Source organism: Lactobacillus helsingborgensis (assembly GCF_003173695.1).
Classification (GTDB): Bacteria; Bacillota; Bacilli; order Lactobacillales; family Lactobacillaceae; genus Lactobacillus; species Lactobacillus helsingborgensis.
Window position 1 is genome coordinate 1,649,008 of record NZ_CP029544.1, and the last position, 19,724, is coordinate 1,668,731.

Genomic DNA, 19,724 nt, shown 5'->3' on the forward strand with positions numbered 1-19,724 from the left:
ACTTAACCAAAGTTTAGCATAAATAACCTTTAATATAAAATATATTTTTAGACATATATATGTAATTTATTGTTTTTAGTAGATTTATGTACTAAGTTAAATTTCAAGGACTAACTTATACTGGAACATTTAATCTGTTTTAAAAAATTAATATATAAATGCGTTAGCTATACTGGTGCATCTTTGTATAACTAACGTATTTCTTGTGTTACCATAGAAGACAGTAAAGTGCTACAAGCGCTTTCAGATATTGATAAAAAGGGGATTTTTTCTATGAATCAAAAAGTAGTTATCATTGGTGCTTCCCATCCGGGTCATGAAGCAGCTATCGAGTTATTAGACAGATATCAAGATCTTGATGTCACTATTTATGAAGCAAGTGACTTTGTTTCATTTATGTCTTGCGGAATGAAGCTCTTTTTAGAAGAAAAAACTACCGGACAAGACAATGTACGCAATTTTTCACCTGCTGATTTGGAAAAATTAGGTGGTAAGGTTGTCAATAATTCGCAAGCAGTTGCTTTAAATCCGACAAACAAGCAAGTTACAATTAAAAATACCCAAACTGGTCAGACTGAAGAAGTTAATTATGACAAATTAATCTTGTCTCCAGGAGTTGATCCACTCCAATTACCAATTCCAGGGGCAGATTTAGACTATGTTTATTTAATGCGGGGCTACAGTTGGGCTAAAAAAATCAATGAAGCTCTTCATAATGATGAAATTAAAAATATCGTTGTGGTGGGTGCTGGTAACGGAATTGCTGCCGTTGAAGCTGGTGTTTTAGCTGGTAAAAACATGACCTTGGTTGATGCCAGCAACCATATTTTGGCTAATTATTTTTCAAAAGACTTTACCGATGTTTTTGAACAAGAAATGCGAGACAAGGGAGTCGATTTAAAGCTTGATACAAAAGTTACTGGCTTTACCAATGACCACCTAGTCCAAACTGATCATGGTGATATTAAAGCCGATTTAGTCATTGTTGCTGCAGGCATTGTTGCTAATACAGACTGGCTTAAAGATACTATTAATTTAAACCAACGTGGTTATATTGAAACCGACGAGTATTTAAGGACTAATCAAAAAGACGTTTATGCTTTGGGTGATGCTATTTGGCCACTGTCAATCCCGGCTAATAAAAGAATGCCAATTCCATCGGCAGTTGCTGCTCGCCATGAAGCAAATTATTTAGTACAACATTTGTTTGAAGAAAAACCAAGCCGCCCATTCCCAGGTTTAGTGGGTGGACAATTACTAGAATTTGGTGATGTACATGCGGTAGTTAGCGGCCTCCCACAAAAATCTGCTGAATTTGCCGGCATTAATGCTGCAACCAGCATCTACATCGATCATTTGCGTCCAGACTTTATTCCTGCAGATGATAATCCGTTAGGATATATTTCCTTAACTTATAATAAGGATACTCATCAGATTCTGGGAGGTGCAGTTATGTCCAAGCATGATATCACCGCTCAAGGCAATGTCTTAAGTTTAGCAATTGGTCATAAATTAACATTAGAAGATTTAGCTGAGCAAGACTTCTTCTTCTCACCAAGTTTTGATCGGCAATGGAATATTTTGAACTTAGCCGCACAACATGCGTTAGGTTTACACAAGTTTTAATTAATTTTGGATATTACTAAGCCTTGCTGCGTTCAGTAAATTTAAAAAAGAAGTTTTGTAGCTCTTTAAAATAATTAGCCGCTTGATAAGCGGTAAGTTGATGAAGAAATAAAAGACTGTCCCTAACCTGCTAAAGTGTTATTGGGACAGTCTTTTTTATTCTTAGAGTTACTACTGCTTGAAAATGACCAAAAAAAGAAACCACTTAATACGGTTGCTGAAGCTAAAGCAGATGCGAAAATAGCAACTGCAGCAGATAAAAAAGACCTCCAAAAGGAAATTGATCAGAAAAATGCAGTTCACAATACTGATGGATACAAATTTTACCACTTTAATTTTTACGATGATGCACTAAAAAGAGCCAAAGAAATTAATAGCTCAGATAAGGCAACAGTTTCAGAAATTAAAGAAGCCATGAGACGTTTACAGATGAAAGCAAAACTGGCCTACTTAACAGTTGAAGAATATTCGGCTTACAGCAATTCAAGAAACTCAATGCCAGAAAAATATTAGAAACTTACTAAACAAAATAACTTAAAAGTTGTTCAATTTTGATATGAAACCTACAAGCAAAACACTTTATTAGTTGTTAACGGAGGACTAACTGACTATATTCAATCAAAGTTAGTTCTTTTTGTTTTACTCTAGATTTTTGACTGAGATTTTTGATGACTATCCACTTGCTATTTACAATAAAAACAGAAATTAGCCTTATGATCTCTAAACTTAAAAAAGCCCTTATCATCTAATAGGTTATTTGTTTAGTTTTATGTTGGTTTTTAGATTATTTTGACTTTTAATTATTTATCTGCCTATAATTTATCTATTAACCACAGGCTAGTTATATTAATATGTAATTTTATTTGTAAGGACTTACTTATGGCGAATAATCAGAATAACGAAAAAAATGAGAAAACAAAACAATTTTATGATTTTTTAAAATATACAATAGTCTTATTTGCGATTTTTATTTTAATTAATTTTTTACTGACAAAATATTTAATAGTCAAATGTTCTGTGTCTGGTATCTCGATGCAACCAACTTTTGAAAACCAAGAAAGGGTTATAGCTAATCGCAATAGCAAATTGAAACGAAATGAAATTGTCATTTTAAAGGCTCCGGATAAACGTAATTCTTTTTATATAAAAAGGATTATAGGATTACCAGGTGAAACTATTACTGGAAAAAATAATAAGATTTATGTTAATGGCAAAAAAATAAATCAAGACTATTTAAACCCAGGATTTAAGCTGACGGATAATGAAGACGGTTTTTATGGTACTAAATATTCTTATACTGCTGACTTTTCAATTCGTTCTTTAGCAAGAACAAAAGAATATAAAAGTATTTATTCTCCTTCTCAATTAAAAGAAATGAAAAATACTAACAAAGTTCCCAAAGGTTCGTATTTTGTAATGGGAGATCATAGGAGTGTTTCAAAAGATAGTCGTTATATAGGAGCAATTCCTAGAAGTAAAATTGAAGGTGTTGTTAAGTATCGCTACTGGCCACTTAATAGAATTAAAGTATATTAAAAGGGATTAGGTCCTTAACATTTGGACTTAACCCTTTTTCCTTTCACTTTTTACAGCTCCGCCAAACGTTTCTCATCTAAATGAAACATAATCATACAATAAAGTAATAATATTGCAGTCATAAATACCACCACATAAATGTTAGCAGTTCCAGGGAGTTCACGTAAGAAATCAGCAGGTGAATAACTTATAAAGTATGGCAAATGGATAGTTGCATTCATTAATAATAAAATTATTTGCAAAACTAAACCTGTACACATGGCAGCAAACTTATTTTTAATCCACAAAGAAGTAACCATTGCGAATACAGAAAATAATCCTCCCCAAAGAGAAGAAAATATAATTGACAAAATAGCGTGGACAAATGGATGGGAATAATAAAGGGAAACAAACAGCATAGTAAAATTTCTGGCACCAATATTAATATTAAGTAAATTATCGGGCTTAACATTAGGTAATATCATAAACCAAGATAAGAAGTTAAACAGTAAAGGAACAGCAATTACAATAAAGCCGGTCATAAATGCGATTTTTAGGTATCCTAACAAGATTTGTTTAATGGACTTCTCCATCTTTAATTTATAAAAATAGCCGTTAGTAAAATCTTCTTTTAATAATGTACTGGCAGGTAAACTCGCAATTAACGGTAACAAGATAAAAAATATAGTAGGAACAAAAGTAAATCCATCTATTGACATCCACATAGTATAAGGTGAGTTTGTCGCAAGAATATTTTTAGACGTAGAAACAATGCATTGTAAAACGCTGATACTTAGCCCTATTACCAATGCTAAAAACAACCATAATTTATTCAAACGTGACCACAAAAATTTCATTTTATCCTCTCTATTCTAGCAGAAGCGAATATTTGACATAGTGCTTCTTAGTTGGTACTAAGAAACTGAAACGTAATCTTTGATTGCGCATGTCATATGAATAACGCGGAATGGTAAAAAATATTGTAAAAGGCTGCTTGCCGTGCGCTAATGCTTTATCAGGATTAATACTGTTGTGACTTTTGTCATACAATTTTATTGAGGGATTGCTTGTACCATAAGGATTATTTAGATACATATTTTCTCTAAAATTAGGATTGTTCTTTTTCTCGCCATAGAATGACTGACCAGTTTGACGTATATTAAATTTGACTTTGGCTTGTACAACATACTTACTTTTCTTAACTGCAGCTTCATGAACAATAAAGTTAACATGATAGGCTTTTACCAATTCATTTTTGTGAAAAAGCTGTTCTTTAGTCACACCATACTGCTGAAGATGGGCGTTTACCTGGTTGTAGCGATAAAAGCCCACGCAGCCAACTACAATTATTATTACCACGAAGAAGCTCCATAATAATTTTTTATTTTTCATGATTAATTGTTCCTTCTTGTACATATAGCTTTTGCGTGGCAACTTTGTTCACAAACTCATGATCATGCGAAGCTATAACAAAGGTTGAACCTTTACGGTTATAATCGTCAATCAATCTGATTAATTTAACTATACTTTCATGATCCAGCGCATTGGTGGGTTCATCCAGAACAATTAACGGATAGGCCCCAAGAAAAGCCTGTGCAATTCCTAATTTCTGCTTCATCCCCAGTGAAAATTTCTTAACTTTTTGTTTAGGGAACCTGGTTAAATCAAAGTACGCCAATAAATCATTAATCTGCTTTTCTTGAATATCTGGATCTAATTTCGCTAATAGTTCTAAATTTTTATGAGCAGTAAATTCCTCTATTAAACTGGGATTTTCAATTAAAATTCCCGCTTTAATTGGATAAGGCTCTTGGACCTTCATCTTCTTACCATTAACTATGACTTCTCCACTGGTATTTATTAAACCTAAAATCGCTTTTAAGATTAACGTTTTACCAGAACCATTTATTCCTTCTAAAACAGTAATACTGCCTTCTGGAATATCTGCACTAACATCATGCAATAGTGGCCGTTTTTTCACTATTTTTCCTACTTGCTTTAATTCAATAAAACCCATTTTTTGCTCCTTACTCTACACTAAAGAAATGGTCAATAATCCCATAAACAATCACCATAATCAAAGTTGCCAGCAATAATAATAAAAAACCAGGGAAATTAAATCTCATAATTATCAAGAAATTCAAAGGATTTAATTGCCACTTTAAAAGAGATGTCATTATCAAAAGTGAAGCTGGAATAATCAGACCCAATGCCGAATTAAACTTTCCAATTGTACCTTGCAAAAGAAGCGTCAGATATATTCCCAAAAAATTGTTTATGAAAAGTAGTGGGATCGCCTGCCAGTCAGTTAAATCAAAAAAAGACAAAGAGGGCAATTTAAATAAAGCCGTAACAAGCAACATAACTAAAAGTGTTACAAACACATAGACCAAAGCTATTACTCCCATTAATAACATAGTGACAACAGTAAAATTTTTCGGTGGAATTTGTAATCCTCTTAGGTGCATAATGGTAGTTTGCCAAAGCAGTTTAAAGCTATTTAGCACAATAAGCAGTGGTATTAAGAAATAGACCAGCCACAAAATAAAATTAAAAGATGCACCTTGACTGGTATCGGCAAAGAAAAGATTAAATATAGAAGTATGTGAACTATTAATTAGCTGCGTACTGAGAAAAATAATTGAAAAGCAGATCAAACTTAGCCAGCAAATAAAACGGAAGCGAATTATTTGCCATAAATATAGTAATTGATTCCAAAACAAACGTTTCATAAAGACCTTCTTTTTAAGAGTGGGGGTAGCCGCAGCAATAAAGATAAATTAATTTGACTATTATAAATATCCAGTTTTTGTTTCTTATTTTTTCATTATCGTTTAATTCTATACATTCATAGTACCATTTTAGAATTATTAAAAATAGTAGAATTAGACTTTTAATAATTCGGTTCACTGTAACGGTCAGTAATTAAATAAACAATTAGCATTAATAGCGTTGTAGCTAATAACAGCAGAATATTGTTCTTATTGACTCGCAACAACATTAAACTATTGAGCGGATTATATTTCCAAGTGGTGTAAACAGTCATTATAAGCCAACTAAAAGGAATAATTATGCCCAGTGGAGCATTGAAGCGACCGATAGTGGTTTGAATTATCAACAACAGAAATATTCCTAAAAAATTAATAATGAACAGTACTAATAAAGCTGATATTCCCTGAAATTGCATCAGTTTAAAATTTCTTAGCCAAGAAAAATCAGTCACTAAAGCCATAATTCCTTCTGTTAGTACCACATAAATGATGGTGATCAATCCCATTAACCCAACGTTAACTGCAGCGAAACTTAATGGTGAATATCGCAGCCCTCGCAATTGCATTCCCCTTGCTTGCCACAATTGTTTAAAACCGCTTAAGACTATCAGTAGCGGTACTACAAAATAAACAAACCAAAAAACCGGCAAAATAACTTGGCGTGATTTAACAGCGTTAAAATCAACACCCATGAAAAAAAGAGGAACTATAGCAGAATTAGGCATCAATTTCAACATCAGTATTACAAAGCTGATTAAGCCTAGCCAAAAAAGGAAGCGCGATTTTATTATTTGCCACAAAAATAAAAATTGGTCCCAAAATAAATTTACAAGAGATGCTTTTGAGTTTACTGCTTTATAGTGCAATTTTTTCTCCTTACTCGTTTACAAACGCACTTCTTAAAAACGAAATAGCTTACATCAAGAGTACCACTTGTATAGGATTTAAAAAATACGATCAGTAGAATTAAAATATTAAATTCCTTTAGTTAAAGCAAAAATGCTCTAGGTGTTAATCAACTGATTAACTTTCTAGGGCATTTTCCCATAACTAAATTATCAGCATTAGCAATCAAAATCTGGTCTACTTTATTCCAGTACTTTAACTAATCAGGCTCAGCTTCTTATCTTCCAACTTATAGGAATGAGTAAACTTACTATGCAAGTCCTCTGGAATATGGTGATCAATCTCAACCACTGTCAAGTCGGAAGATAAAATCATTTCATGAATTTCATGAGCAGTTTGTGGGTCTAATGATGCGGTACCCTCATCAATTAATAAAAAGTTGCGATTATATAAAAAGGCACGAGCAATTTCTATACGTTTCTTTTCTCCACCCGACAAGTTAGTGCCGTCTTCTTGAATTACGGCGTCAAGGCCAATCTTTTGCATTAATGGCGTTAAACCCGCTTCTTGGATGGCATGCTCAATCTCTTGGTCAGAAAAGTCACGCCCCAAAGTCAGGTTAAAGCGCAAGGTATCATGAAAAATATTCGAATCCTGATTGACCTCGCCAAAGTAATCAGGCTGAGGAGAAACAGCTTTACCATTTGGTTCAACTAATTCCACTGTTCCCTTATTTGGTTGGATAATATTTGCCATTAATTTGAGCAAGGTGCTCTTACCCTGACCGCTGCGACCAGTCAGCAGAACCTTATCACCACGATTAACCGTCAAGCTGGCATTTTGAATAATAGTCTTATCCTGATAGCCAAAAGTCACATCATTAAGTTGCAAGTCTTTGAAATTTATTGTCGTCATCTCGTCACTGAGAGTAGACTGTGGTAATTCCTTGATATTAGTCAGTTTCGTTAACAAGGGCTTAGCTGAGTTAATCGTTGTCATTGACCGGTTGATTGCTAAGATAGAATTCACGATCCAAGAACTGGAATACTGAACCATAATAAAGGAAGAAAGAGGCAAGCGCTTGTCTAAAACAAATAAAATACCAATCCCAATGGGCAGAAATGATAAGGTATAAGCCAAAATACCAGCCAGTAAATTGCTCATGGCAATCGTATTTTCCCGTTTCTGCTTCGCTTCAGCTGTTTCAGTAATTGCCTTCTTACCTTTCAGTAAAAAGAAAGGCATCGCATTATAATCCAAGATTAGGTCAATGTGCTTGAGATAATCCGACATAAATCCTGTGTACTTACCAACACTAGCACTCCAGGCTTTAGAACTTTCCATAACCCGTTTAGCCATAATTTTTGGGGCAATTGCTGAAATAACTGAAAAAAGCATAAAAACAAGAGTCAGGATAAAGTTCGCATTGATAGCCATAGCCAAACATAGCAGCAGGTTAACAATAGAAGTGATTAAATTAAATACTTCTTTGACGTAATTATTTTCTACCAACTCTAAATCATTGGTGACAAATGACAACTTATCAGAAACTGGTCCTTGCTGTTTAACAAAATCTGAAGATAGCAGATCACTGCGCACGTTTTTATTGAAGAGGTAGATGTTCCGATTTAGTGTCCTCTCGTAAAAGTAGCGGGCAACAGTTAATAAGAAAATAATCAGAACAATCAAACAGACTTCTAGAACTACTCGTCTTTTATCACCAGCTTCAACCATGGCAAAGATTTGCGAATAAGACCACGTATTAAAAGGAGTAGCAAGACCCACGATCAGGGTTAGCAAGAAACATAGTATTATGCTTTTGTTATCAAAATATTTTTTCATAATTGTGGTTCCCTTCATTTATATTTAACTTTTTCCTGCTAAATTAAGCTTGTTGCAAAGATAAAATAAGATTTTTTATGTTCTAAAAAATTTTCATTATTATTTATTATTTAATTAAATCATAATTTTATTTTAAAGTATATAGTTTATCTAAGCAGCCACCGAATTCTTTTACCTAGTTCATTAAATAAAATTTAAAAAGAAGCCCTGTAAAAACAAGACTTCCTTGAAAATAACACTCAATACCCTAGTCAGAAGAATAAAGAAATAAAGTTACTTTCCTAATTTCCCAAACATTATTAAGAGCGTTTTTCTATAGGTTTTAGTAATCACTAATTTGAAAAATTTTGAATATCTCCTAACAACACTTCATCAGCTAATACATGTCATCTTTGGCCACTCTCTATTTTTCCAATAAGGTTCTGCCTTATCTAATAAATTTTTTTACTTAATTACCTGTTTCAGGCTTAATTGAAGGACTCGATTACAAATGTAAGCCAAAAATATATATCAAATTCATTAGTAGTTTTATTTATTATTTTATTGATCTGCTCATAGTTCAAACTTTTAAATTCGTTTTCTAATTGCTTTGAAGTAACCATTATTTATTTTAGATCGTAGTGAAAAAATGTATAATACGTTACTTCGTACTGCTGTATAACAATTTGATTTTATTAACTTTATTATTTTTGTTTGCTTAACCAGTTCAATTAGCAATAAAGTTAGAGTGCAATCATCACTATCTATGCCGTAATTTTGTAACCAGATGAAAAGATTTGGACTTGTAAATTAAGTTTAAGAGTTTCACAATCAATTTATACTATCAACCATACACTGAATAAATCAAAAAAGTACACGCAACAGCGACAATCATATAAGAAATACGACAAATAATATATAATCTCCTTACTAATTTTGCCCGTTTTGCATTATAAATATAGGGAATACTTGTATAATGCTCTCTTGCTTTTTTAGTTAAATCTGCATTCATATACATTTCTGCTAACACAGTAACAATGAAAATTAAATTTCCTATAAATAGAATAACAACTTCTGATGTAAAAAAAGCCCAACTTAATAACAGAACAATAGCCGCAATAAACCGGCTGGCATTTATCATTACCACTTCTCTCTCAATTCCAGGCTTTGCTACAAATTCTACTGTAGAAGCTGCGACTTCTTTTCGTGATTCCAAATTAAGCTTATGCCAAGCTTTTGACTTGAGATAAATCATAGATAGCGATGTTATAAATGCAATAGTAACGAATATTAAAATAATAATTTCGTAAATCAAATCGTAATTCGTAGTATCCATAAAAAGCTCTCCTAGTTTATTATGTTTTGCAAATATTTAAAGGCTTGCGAAATTTTGATTATTTTAGCGGGTTAAATACTATAGACTTTGTTGTTTCATATACTATACACTGCCTTAAGTTTTAGCATATCATTTTTTATCGATATAACAAATAACCATTAAATTAAAATAATTGTAAAAAAGTCTAAGATCGCTAAAACTTCGAGAAATTTTTTGCTCTGCTTTTGTAACTGTTAAAAAGAAGATTATAAATGGCAGCTTTGCAATACCTGACTCAGCCCGTTGTGCAAAATTAATTCAGTCATGATATAATGTGATTGTAAAGAAAAGAGGCCTTGCGCTAACAAGACCTCTTTGAAAACAAGCAGCCGCTCTAAAGGCGGTTAGCTGTCTAGGTAATAGAAGACTATCCTTAACTAGCTAAAGTATGATTGGGACGGTCTTTTTTATTTCTTGTGATTATTGATATAATCCAACAACACAATAATAAACGTGGCGAATGCCAACATTATTTGTAATGCCTGGTAAACGCTCATTAACTGCTTCTCTTTCTAAAAGATTTCGTGCCATAGGCACCATCTCCTTTCCAGATCAACAGCCAACCGCCCTCAAAACAATTTGCTTGAATTCTAAATTAATTATAACAAATACTGTTTGCATATTGAATAACTATAGAGTATTATTGCCAAATCAATGGCTTATTTTGATTATTTCCACTATATAGTATTTTGTTTCCCTCTTTAAAAACTAAAATACATTTTTGACAATGGTAAAAGACGGTTTTACTAACAGTGTACTAAGCCAATCCAAGTTTAAAATGAGCGCATTTTTAAGGTATGTAAATAAGACTTTTTAATCAATGTTGGGAGCGCAAAAATAACTTTAACTCGTAAAACAACAAATATAAGAAAGGAATTTTCATGATTAGAAAATGTGAAGTTGCAGACAGTCCAGCTATTCAAAAAATCAATCAAGTTGAACTAGGTTATGATTATTCTGTGGAAAAAACGGCTGCCAACATTAAAAGGCTGCTAAATGATCCTGCGCATCACTATCTCTGGGTTTTTGAAGATGAAAATAGCAAAAAGGTTGAGGGATATTTGCATGCAGAAATTTTTGAAGAAACCTACTTTGACCCCATGTTCAATGTTTTAGCTTTAGCCGTAGATTCTTCTGTGCAGAAAAAAGGTATTGGCAGTCAGCTTATGCAAGCTTTGGAGAAACAGGCTAAAAATTTAGGCATGAAAGAAATTAGGTTAAATTCAGGAGAATCACGTTTAGGTGCTCATAAATTTTATGAAAAGCTGGGCTATACTAGCAATAAAATGCAAAAACGATTTGGTAAAACACTCAAATAATTTTTGTTTAAACTGCAATTGATTTTAACTTTTTTATAAATGTTTTACTAACAATAATTTAGGTAGTATATTATATGTAAATCTAAATCAATTAACTATACTTTATACATCTAAAGTACTACTATGCATATGAGGTGATCAATAATGCTAAGTACAGAAAGAAGCAAAATTTCGATTTCAGTTAAAGTTAATTCAGAAGATAAAAACCGAGTTACAGAAATATTTAACAGCCTAGGCCTTAATCTTTCGACTGCCATTAATATATTTATAAAGAAAAGTATTGCTGAAGGTGGTTTACCGTTTGAAGTTCGGGATCCATTTTATAGTGAGAAAAATCAAGCTGAACTAAATCAGCGTTTCAAAAAGATTAACAATAATCAGGATATCCATTCACATCATCTTTTAAGTAGTGAGCAGAAGAAAGAATGACAGTAGAATTTTTAGATGAAGCTTGGAATGAATATGTTAATTGGCAAGTCGGAAAAATTAAAATATCAAATTGGTTGGTCAAGAAGAATAAATAATGTTGATAGATTAGTTTACACAGTTAAAAATGAGCGATTAATTATTATAGCTTGCAAAACTCACTATAATTAAAGCTAAAAATCCTCTTAGTTAGATTTCAATTTAATTAAGAGGATTTTTATATGTTTATATGTATAAATCTCTACATTCACGAAACTAGTAATTTCTTTAAATACTATTCATCTAAAAGTCTGATAAATCTATTGGTGCGGACACCTTTCCTTTTTTTAAATTAGCAACAGATTCATCCATTGCTTTTAATGCCTTATCAGAAATATCTTTTGATTTGACTAATTCTCTATGTTCCAATATTAAGCACCCGTTATTATATTCTTTTACATAGTATAATTATATTTTTATTTAAGCAGTGTAACTAGTTTTTGCTATCCGTATGAGCAAAGTAATTGTTAACAACTTGCATAATAAATTTCTCTCTTTTCTATGGGATCCACTGCGAAAAGCATATCATATTAAAATTAATAAAAGAAGAAATAACACAATAAAAATAAAAATTGCAAATATTATTTTCCCAACAAAAACCCGCCTTATCTACATGATCAAAGACGGGTTTTTATAATATAAAATTCTCATTAATTATATTAGTATTTGGGTTATTTCCAAAACCAGTGGTACGACAATTACAAATAAAACTGTGGAGGTGGTCACAACATTGGTAGCATATTGCACATCCCCATGTGATTCACCCACTAAGATTGGCAAAACAGCTAAGGCTGGAGTAGCTGACTGCACTACTAAAGTTTGTTTAGCCAAACTTGTCAAAGTCGGCAGCCAATTTGCACCAACAAAGATTAAAAGCATCATTAAAGCTGGTACTAAGATAAAGCGGCCAAGCAATGCCCAAATGGTATCGCGGTCAAGGTGGATTGACTTCAAACCGGCATCTGCCAATATAATACCAATATAAATCAGTGACATCGGCGTGACGATTCCGCCAACCATGCTTAATACAGCAGTAATCCAGCTGGGAATTGGTACCTCAACCAATAAGCAAATTAAGGCAATTAGAAAACCAACTAATGGCGCTGGCAACAACTTTTTCCAGTTGAATTTTTGCTGCTTGTTCTTTTGCGCGGTCGGATCATCACTCGAAATGAAGAAGACGCCAATTGCCCAAGTAGAAACAGTATTTAACACATAATAAATTAAAAAGTAGGGCATACTTTTTTGCCCAAACAAAGCAATATTTAACGGTAAACCAATAAAAATGGTATTGGCATTCGTAATGGCGTTAATGAAAGTACCGCGGCGGCCTTTGCGGATCCGCAAAACCTTACATAATATCCATGCGAACAAATAGCTGAGAGCAAAACAGATAATGGCATAGATCAATCCGCCTGTTAAGCCAAACAATTTTTGCCGGTTCAAGTATTTTAAGACCGAAACAAAAATTGAAGCTGGCAGAGCAATATTCATAATTAAATAGGAAATATTGCCTTTAAACTGATCGCCCAGCTTGCCACTGGTGCGCAGCCAATACCCTAAAGCAATTACAAGTAACAGCTCAACGACACTAGTTAATGAAGTAATAAAGGCTTGCATTTATTCTCACTCCTGCTCATCTGAATATTCGGGTGCCCAGCGAAGGGCAGCCACTGCCTTATCACCGTCTTGATAATCATTCTGGTTAAGATGATCAGCAATTGCCTTATTAGCCACAGCTTTTGCTACAGTTTGGGAAAAGACATTTAGTTTTTCCACAGGTGGTAACACGGCCGCACCTGGTTTACTGGAATCAACAATACCGCCAAGTGAATGAGCTGCTACACTAATCATTTCATCACTTAAAATCTTAGCATTAACTGCTAAAGCACCAAGACCAAGTCCTGGATAAACCAAAGCATTGTTGGCTTGACCAATTTCGTACTTGGTTCCTTCATATTCAACTGGATCAGCAGGAATACCAGTTGCTACCAAGGCTTTGCCCTTAGTCCAATGAATTAAATCTTCTGCTTTTGCTTCTGCTAATTGAGTTGGGTTTGACAATGGGAAAATGATTGGTCGCTCGGTATGAGTTGCCATTTCCGTCACAATATCTTGAGTAAAAGCACCTGAACGGGTTGAAGTTCCCACTAATATATCAGGATGAACTGCTTGCACAACGCTCTTTAAGTCCTTAAGTTGATCAGCATTACTGAACTCTGAACGTTTTCTAACAAATGGCTTCTGCGCTGGTGTTAGGTCGGGAGTATCTTCAAAGAGCAGACCTTGTTTATCTACTAAGTAGAAATGCTTACGTGCTTCTTCAGGTTGCAAACCTGCTTGCAACATCTCAGAATATACCTGCTCAACTATTCCCGTACCAGCAGTACCAGCACCGAAGCAGACATACTTTTGATCAGTTAGTTTTTGTCCACTAATCTTTAATGCTCCCAAGATACCAGCCAAAACAATGACTCCAGTGCCTTGAATATCATCATTAAATGTTAAGATATGATCACGGTAATGTTTTAAAATATTATCAGCATTATCCCTGCCAAAATCTTCAAAATGTAAATATAGTCCCGGAAACAGCTTTTCTACAGTTTGCACAAAGCGATCAACAAATTGATAATAAGGATCTCCATTCACCCGACGCTGGTGGTTGCCTAAGTAGAGCGAATCATTAAGTAATTTGTCGTTGTTAGTGCCAACATCAAGAACCACCGGCAATACGCACGCTGGGTCAACACCAGCTGCTGCAGTATAAACCATTAGCTTACCTACAGAAATGTCGACGCCTTGTGTACCCCAATCACCAATTCCTAAAATTTCTTCGCCGTCAGTGACTACAATCAACTTAATGTCACGCCCATCTGCCGCATTTTTTAAACTTTCCTCAATTTTATCGGGTTCATTAATTGACAGAAATGCGGCGTTTTGGGGGTTAACAAACAAATGACTGTAATTTTCAATAGTTTCAGCTATTGTCGGATCATACACAATTGGCATAAATTCAGTAACATGTTCACTAAAAATTTTAAAAAACAGTACACGATTAGTATTGAAAATTGTCATCAGAAAAATACGTTTTTCAAGGTTTGAAGACTTTTCCTGATATTGCAAGTAAACTTCACGAGCCTGTTCTTCCAATGTTTGTATCTTTGGTGGCAGCATCCCCACCAAATGATACTTTTCCCGCTGTTCTTCTGTATAAGCAGTACCTCTGTTCAAAAACGGATCATTCAACCTGTCTTGTCCTGTTTTAGCCATTTTTCTCACTCTCCGTCTAGTTAATTATTATTAGCACGTACTATATGATTAGACTATAACCAGCAAGTTAAAAGTGCAAAGAATTTAGCTTATAATAATAGTGTATAGTATATATAAAATATATTTTTTGTTAAATAATTATGCAAATAAAAAACCAGTTTAACTTGATAAACTGGTTTTTCGGTAAATTTAATTACAGAGTATTTTATGCCTTGTAGCGTGATTCGCCATTTAAGTAGGTTTCACTTAAAGTCATGTCTGGATTTAACACCAAAAAGTCAGCATCCTTATCAGGTGCAATTGTACCGCACTTATCTAAAACGTGTGCGCTTTTAGCCGGAACATAAGAAGCCATCATGATTGCTTCTTCCGGTGTAGCAATATTCCAGTCAACCAGATTTTTAACAGCGGTCTTTAACTGCAATATGCTGCCGGCTAAATTGTTACCATCTTTAAGGCGTGCCATACCGTCTTTAACATAAACCGGTAATTCACCTAACATATAATCACCGTCTGGCATCATGCCGGCTTCCATACAATCAGTGATTAGGCAAATATGTTCTGCACCTTTAACTTGAATTAAAGCTTGTACCATTTCTTTTTTGACATGGTGGCCATCACAAATTAATTCAGCCGTAACATTGTGTAAAGCTAGTGCGGCATTAGAAATTGATGAATCATGGTGAGATGGATCCGGCATCCCGTTAAAAGTATGGGTAAACATGGTCGCACCCGCCTCAACTCCAGCTTTGGCTTCTGCAAAATTAGCACTTGAATGACCTAAAGAAACAACTACGCCTTCATTAACAGCAACTCGAATAAATTCTTTAGCACCTTTTCTCTCGGGCGCAAGTGAAATTTTGTTTAACAAGCCCTTTGATTGCTCACGCCACTCATTAAATTGATTAATATCTGGGTCGAGCAAATATTTCGGATTTTCTGCTCCAGCATGTTCCGCAGTAAAGTAAGGTCCCTCAAAATGAAGACCTTGAATTTTAGCACCAGTTTCCTCACCCTTGTGGTTACCAAACATCTGACAAATGTGAGATAAGGTATCAGCACCGGCAGTATAAGTAGTTGGTAGCCAGCTGGTAACACCAGAACGCAGAAAGCCTTCTGACAAGCGGTTAATACCCGTCCAATCGCTTTTCATTACATCTTCTTTTAGCGAGCCGTGAACATGCGTATCAACAAGCCCTGGAGCTATCCATTTGCCGCTATAATCGACAATTTTACCTGCTGGTTTCTCGTCTTCTGTATAATAAAAACCGAACTTACCATTATCTTGAACTTCCAGATAACCTCCTTCTTCTGTCACATTTTTAAGAAAGAATTTATCAGCATGAATATAATAAGTCATAGTTTTTTGCCTTCCTTTTAAAAGAAAAATTGGATATTGCCAGTTTAATTCTAGCTTAATCTACCAATCATTTCCAGTTCAATCTTAATTAGTACAGAAAGTTTTAATTTTTTAGTTATAATAGTGGTATAGGTAACTAATTAGGAAGCAAATATCATGATCCAAAATACGCAAACAAACAAACATCAATTAGGGGCACTTACAGGTGCCAGCAAATGTGAAAACTATTATGAATTACACTTTGCAACTGGCGAAATTGCGCACTTTTACATCTTGGCTAACGGCATTTTTCGTCTCTTGCTTGACCCGACACAAGAATTCAATGAAAATCGGACTGAATTTATTCAATTAGCACAATTTGACCATTCAGCGTTTGAACGTTCGCAAGTTAGAGCTACCAATGATTCATTAATCATTCATTCAGGTAAATATCAGATTATTTGGGCACAAAACCCGGCAGTAATTAGTATTTTTGATGAAACGCTCCACCATAACAGAATGCACCAATCACTGCCTTTAGAACTAAGTAATGACGGTACCACAGAATTTCTGGCAGAAAATAAAAATGAATTTTTCTATGGTGGCGGTTTGCAGAACGGCTATTTTAGTCACAAAGGTCACAGAATAGTAATCAAACATGATCAGATAACCGGAAAAGGCGGCGTCATTATGCCCGTGTCATTTTTCTGGTCAAACGCCGGCTACGGAGAGTTGAGAAACACAAGCCAACCAGGAATTTATGACTTTGGTAAAAATACTCCCGGAACAACTATCCTCACTCATCAGGACAAGATTTTTGATTGCTTTTATTTACTTGGTAGTAACCCACAGGAAATCTTGCAGCATTACTACACCTTAACTGGTAAACCGGTAATGTTACCAGAATATGCCTTTGGCTTAGGTCACATTGGTGATTTCTGTACAACTCTGTGGCAACCAAGCAAGGCGCAGGAACGCAATGCTTGTAAAATTGGCAACAATTATTATATTCGGACAAAAGATCAAGATGCCGCTTCGGGTAAAGCATCATTAAATGGAGAAGAAAATTATCAGTTTTCTGCGCGCGCAATGATTGACCAGTATCATGCGCAGCATTTTCCTCTAAGCTGGTTCATTCCTAACTATGCTGTACAATCTAACAATATCCATGCCTTAGAGTTCTTTAATGACTATGCGCTCAATCAGGATGTTCAACCCGGCTTTTGGCATCAAGGTGAAACCGAACTGCCAGCCAAAACTGCTTTCACTTTTACTGATGCTCAATCTGCTAACCATGATTCTAAACAGCTACAAGCTGAGCCTCACTTAACACGACCTATGGTGCTGGCTGGAAGCGGCTCTACAGGAATGCAAAAATCAGCGGCGCTTATCTTTGGTGATATTGGTGGCAATTGGAATAATATTACTACCCAAATTGCCGGAATGCTTGGAGCAAATCTATCTGGTCAACCCTTAGTCGGCGCAGCAATTGATGGTCTTCAGGGCGGCGGCAATGCCCAAATCAATGTCCGCGATTTTGAATGGAAAAGTTTTACTCCGCTGCTATTTTACTTTGATGATCAAGGCGATTTTTGCAAAAATCCGTTTGCCTATAACAAGAAAATTACGGAAATCAATTTATCTTATCTTAAATTACGTCAACATTTGACCAACTACTTGTGTACACTAAATAAACAAGCCCAAGATGGCGAGCCCATTATGCGTCCTTTATTTAGCGATTTCCCCGATGAAAAAGCCAATTATACTTCCCAATTTGGTAACGAATTCATGCTGGGACACAATATACTGGTAGCGCCAATTACCAATGGGCGTGAAGATGAGCAAGGAAATTCACGCAAGGATAACTTATATTTACCGGGCAAAAAGTCGATGTGGATTGATCTTTTTACCGGGAAGAAATATGCTGGTGGCAAAGTTTACAATAATTTATTATTTCCACTTTGGCATTTACCAGTATTTGTTAAAAGCGGCAGTATTTTTGACTGGGGCAAACGCAATTTTCTCCTTTATCCCCAAGAACAAAGTGAAACTGTTATTTATAATAATACCGCTTCAGCTAATTCTGAAAATGGTGCTTATTTTACTAGAATCACTAGTCAAGTTAAAAACGAGCAGCTACGTGTAACTATTGAACCAGTTGCAGAAGGAGTGCCTGATGCACTTAAAGAGCAGCCCACTGAACTGACTATTATGTGTGATTCCTACCCTGACCGCGTGACCATTAAAATTAATGATCAAATTGTCCCTGTGCAGGAATACGGATCAATTGATGCTTTTAACCATGCTCACGAAGGCATTTTTTATAATGTCAATTACGGCTTAGATGAATTTAAACAGTATCAAAAGAATAAGCAATCTGCTTTGCAAATTAAACTGGCCAAACGTGATATTACAACTACTAAAATAGAAATTAGTGTTCATAATATGCAGTATGGCAAAAATGTTTTAGTTCATGAAATTACTAGTGGCGTTTTGCCATCGCCTAAATTGCCAGCTGTAGATTCAAGTAAAATTTCCGCACACTCTTTCGAACTTGCTTGGCCGCACAACAGCGCCGTTCAAATTGAAATTAATAACCTGCTCTATGTGGGTATTACCGGCAAAAATTTTGCTTTTCATGAATTAACGCCTAATACCCGCTACATCATTAGAATGCGGTACGTAATTGGAAATAAGGTTTCTGAATGGTCTGATCTTTTCGGGGTTATTACTAAGCATGCTGCTAAAGATTATGCCATTGAAAATATTAAAGTTGACTGTAACTATGCCAGCAAAGAAAACCATCCTCTTTCCTACTTAACCGATCTTAAGCTGGCAAGCGAATGGCAAACTGAACAAAGCCCCTCACCTGAACAGCCACTAGAACTAACTTTTACTTTTGAAAAAGTAGAAAAATTAAGCAGGATGGTTTATGTGCCACGTAATATTGACCATAAAGGAGCACCATTGGCTCTCGCAATTGCTGTTTCAACTGATGGCGTTAACTTTACCACTTACGCAGATAATTTACACTGGAAACCTGATACTAAAAACAAAGTAGTGGGAATGCGGGATGTACGCGCCCAAAAAGTTCGTCTCACTATTTACCAGTCATCCCAAGAGATGCTTGCGGCCCGAGAAGTTATCTTTTTTAGAGCAAAAAGGTAGAACTGATTAAAAAATAATATCTCAAAAGAAATTTCCTACATTAAAATTTCCTTTTAAGCAGTGTATTTATTGCACTAACATAAATTAGGGTACTGATAGTAATGAAAAATAAACTGGATAACTTGAGCTCTCCGTTTCATTTTTTGAAATTTATTTCAAAAAAACTGGCACCAATATGGTGCCAGCACTAATGCCAACTAGTTTAGATA

General features: G+C 34.7%; 19 protein-coding genes. 7 read left to right on the forward strand and 12 right to left on the reverse strand.

Going from position 1 to position 19,724, the window contains the following annotated elements:
• Positions 1-273: 273 nt before the first annotated feature.
• From DLD54_RS07890 to lepB, 3 genes are all read left to right on the forward strand, one after another.
• On the forward strand, positions 274-1,626 hold the full coding sequence (locus DLD54_RS07890; protein ID WP_109919024.1) for an FAD-dependent oxidoreductase: 1,353 nt from the start codon (positions 274-276) through the stop codon (positions 1,624-1,626).
• Positions 1,627-1,767: 141 nt separating this feature from the next.
• The gene (locus DLD54_RS07895; RefSeq protein ID WP_109918842.1) at positions 1,768-2,139 is read left to right on the forward strand and encodes a hypothetical protein; all 372 of its coding nucleotides are present in this window, start codon (positions 1,768-1,770) and stop codon (positions 2,137-2,139) included.
• Positions 2,140-2,505: 366 nt separating this feature from the next.
• Positions 2,506-3,162, forward strand: coding sequence for a signal peptidase I (gene lepB / locus DLD54_RS07900; protein WP_109918843.1), 657 nt, complete (start codon positions 2,506-2,508; stop codon positions 3,160-3,162).
• A 50-nt stretch (positions 3,163-3,212) separates the two neighbouring features.
• On the opposite strand, the gene DLD54_RS07905 is transcribed toward lepB, so the two are convergent.
• From DLD54_RS07905 to DLD54_RS08995, 8 genes are all read right to left on the reverse strand, one after another.
• A complete protein-coding gene (locus DLD54_RS07905) occupies positions 3,213-3,998 on the reverse strand; it encodes a hypothetical protein (protein WP_109918844.1) in 786 nt (261 codons plus the stop codon).
• Between the two features lie 10 nt (positions 3,999-4,008).
• Complete coding sequence (locus DLD54_RS07910; protein ID WP_109918845.1) at positions 4,009-4,533, reverse strand: hypothetical protein; 525 nt, start codon at positions 4,531-4,533, stop codon at positions 4,009-4,011.
• Positions 4,523-5,158, reverse strand: a complete 636-nt coding sequence (locus DLD54_RS07915) for an ATP-binding cassette domain-containing protein (protein ID WP_109918846.1) — start codon at positions 5,156-5,158, stop codon at positions 4,523-4,525. The genes DLD54_RS07910 and DLD54_RS07915 overlap by 11 nt, the downstream gene beginning before the upstream one ends.
• Positions 5,159-5,168: 10 nt before the next feature.
• Complete coding sequence (locus DLD54_RS07920) at positions 5,169-5,873, reverse strand: rhodopsin (protein ID WP_109918847.1); 705 nt, start codon at positions 5,871-5,873, stop codon at positions 5,169-5,171.
• Between the two features lie 161 nt (positions 5,874-6,034).
• The gene (locus tag DLD54_RS07925) at positions 6,035-6,637 is read right to left on the reverse strand and encodes a rhodopsin (RefSeq protein WP_147442460.1); all 603 of its coding nucleotides are present in this window, start codon (positions 6,635-6,637) and stop codon (positions 6,035-6,037) included.
• Between the two features lie 376 nt (positions 6,638-7,013).
• Positions 7,014-8,600: an ATP-binding cassette domain-containing protein gene (locus DLD54_RS07930; protein ID WP_158593333.1), complete on the reverse strand. Its 1,587-nt coding sequence runs from the start codon at positions 8,598-8,600 to the stop codon at positions 7,014-7,016.
• 823 nt (positions 8,601-9,423) lie between these two features.
• Entirely contained in the window at positions 9,424-9,915 is a 492-nt protein-coding gene (locus tag DLD54_RS07935) for a hypothetical protein (protein WP_109918850.1), read from the reverse strand.
• A 446-nt stretch (positions 9,916-10,361) separates the two neighbouring features.
• A complete protein-coding gene (locus DLD54_RS08995) occupies positions 10,362-10,451 on the reverse strand; it encodes a putative holin-like toxin (RefSeq protein ID WP_081945396.1) in 90 nt (29 codons plus the stop codon).
• 384 nt (positions 10,452-10,835) lie between these two features.
• Here DLD54_RS08995 and DLD54_RS07945 point away from each other — a divergent pair, with 384 nt between their 5' ends.
• The 3 genes from DLD54_RS07945 to DLD54_RS08900 all read left to right on the forward strand — a co-directional run bounded on the left by DLD54_RS07945 (position 10,836) and on the right by DLD54_RS08900 (position 11,870).
• On the forward strand, positions 10,836-11,273 hold the full coding sequence (locus tag DLD54_RS07945) for a GNAT family N-acetyltransferase (protein ID WP_109918851.1): 438 nt from the start codon (positions 10,836-10,838) through the stop codon (positions 11,271-11,273).
• A 144-nt stretch (positions 11,274-11,417) separates the two neighbouring features.
• Positions 11,418-11,702: a type II toxin-antitoxin system RelB/DinJ family antitoxin gene (locus DLD54_RS07950; protein WP_109918852.1), complete on the forward strand. Its 285-nt coding sequence runs from the start codon at positions 11,418-11,420 to the stop codon at positions 11,700-11,702.
• A gap of 87 nt (positions 11,703-11,789) precedes the next feature.
• Entirely contained in the window at positions 11,790-11,870 is an 81-nt protein-coding gene (locus DLD54_RS08900) for a type II toxin-antitoxin system RelE/ParE family toxin (RefSeq protein WP_233557734.1), read from the forward strand.
• Between the two features lie 111 nt (positions 11,871-11,981).
• Here the strand turns inward: DLD54_RS08900 and DLD54_RS08920 are convergent, their stop codons facing one another.
• The 4 genes from DLD54_RS08920 to nagA form a co-directional block, all read right to left on the reverse strand.
• Entirely contained in the window at positions 11,982-12,107 is a 126-nt protein-coding gene (locus tag DLD54_RS08920) for a hypothetical protein (protein ID WP_255409547.1), read from the reverse strand.
• A 285-nt stretch (positions 12,108-12,392) separates the two neighbouring features.
• Positions 12,393-13,358, reverse strand: coding sequence for an AEC family transporter (locus DLD54_RS07960; protein WP_109918853.1), 966 nt, complete (start codon positions 13,356-13,358; stop codon positions 12,393-12,395).
• A 6-nt stretch (positions 13,359-13,364) separates the two neighbouring features.
• Entirely contained in the window at positions 13,365-15,008 is a 1,644-nt protein-coding gene (locus DLD54_RS07965; RefSeq protein ID WP_109918854.1) for a malolactic enzyme, read from the reverse strand.
• 205 nt (positions 15,009-15,213) lie between these two features.
• Complete coding sequence (gene nagA / locus DLD54_RS07970) at positions 15,214-16,368, reverse strand: N-acetylglucosamine-6-phosphate deacetylase (RefSeq protein WP_109918855.1); 1,155 nt, start codon at positions 16,366-16,368, stop codon at positions 15,214-15,216.
• 156 nt (positions 16,369-16,524) lie between these two features.
• On the opposite strand from nagA, the gene DLD54_RS07975 reads away from it, so the two are divergent.
• On the forward strand, positions 16,525-19,515 hold the full coding sequence (locus tag DLD54_RS07975) for a TIM-barrel domain-containing protein (protein WP_109918856.1): 2,991 nt from the start codon (positions 16,525-16,527) through the stop codon (positions 19,513-19,515).
• The last annotated feature ends 209 nt before the right edge of the window (positions 19,516-19,724 follow it).

What these genes read in the sequence shown, in the direction of transcription:
- DLD54_RS07975 (WP_109918856.1), top strand. Translation starts at nt 16,525, where the DNA reads ATGATCCAAAATACGCAAACAAACAAACATCAATTAGGGGCACTTACA.
- DLD54_RS07950 (WP_109918852.1), top strand. Translation starts at nt 11,418, where the DNA reads ATGCTAAGTACAGAAAGAAGCAAAATTTCGATTTCAGTTAAAGTTAAT.
- DLD54_RS07910 (WP_109918845.1), bottom strand. Translation starts at nt 4,533, where the DNA reads ATGAAAAATAAAAAATTATTATGGAGCTTCTTCGTGGTAATAATAATT.
- DLD54_RS07945 (WP_109918851.1), top strand. Translation starts at nt 10,836, where the DNA reads ATGATTAGAAAATGTGAAGTTGCAGACAGTCCAGCTATTCAAAAAATC.
- DLD54_RS07930 (WP_158593333.1), bottom strand. Translation starts at nt 8,600, where the DNA reads ATGAAAAAATATTTTGATAACAAAAGCATAATACTATGTTTCTTGCTA.
- lepB (WP_109918843.1), top strand. Translation starts at nt 2,506, where the DNA reads ATGGCGAATAATCAGAATAACGAAAAAAATGAGAAAACAAAACAATTT.
- DLD54_RS07965 (WP_109918854.1), bottom strand. Translation starts at nt 15,008, where the DNA reads ATGGCTAAAACAGGACAAGACAGGTTGAATGATCCGTTTTTGAACAGA.
- DLD54_RS07905 (WP_109918844.1), bottom strand. Translation starts at nt 3,998, where the DNA reads ATGAAATTTTTGTGGTCACGTTTGAATAAATTATGGTTGTTTTTAGCA.
- DLD54_RS08995 (WP_081945396.1), bottom strand. Translation starts at nt 10,451, where the DNA reads ATGAGCGTTTACCAGGCATTACAAATAATGTTGGCATTCGCCACGTTT.
- DLD54_RS07925 (WP_147442460.1), bottom strand. Translation starts at nt 6,637, where the DNA reads ATGCCTAATTCTGCTATAGTTCCTCTTTTTTTCATGGGTGTTGATTTT.
- DLD54_RS07920 (WP_109918847.1), bottom strand. Translation starts at nt 5,873, where the DNA reads ATGAAACGTTTGTTTTGGAATCAATTACTATATTTATGGCAAATAATT.
- DLD54_RS07960 (WP_109918853.1), bottom strand. Translation starts at nt 13,358, where the DNA reads ATGCAAGCCTTTATTACTTCATTAACTAGTGTCGTTGAGCTGTTACTT.
- DLD54_RS07935 (WP_109918850.1), bottom strand. Translation starts at nt 9,915, where the DNA reads ATGGATACTACGAATTACGATTTGATTTACGAAATTATTATTTTAATA.
- DLD54_RS07915 (WP_109918846.1), bottom strand. Translation starts at nt 5,158, where the DNA reads ATGGGTTTTATTGAATTAAAGCAAGTAGGAAAAATAGTGAAAAAACGG.
- DLD54_RS07890 (WP_109919024.1), top strand. Translation starts at nt 274, where the DNA reads ATGAATCAAAAAGTAGTTATCATTGGTGCTTCCCATCCGGGTCATGAA.
- nagA (WP_109918855.1), bottom strand. Translation starts at nt 16,368, where the DNA reads ATGACTTATTATATTCATGCTGATAAATTCTTTCTTAAAAATGTGACA.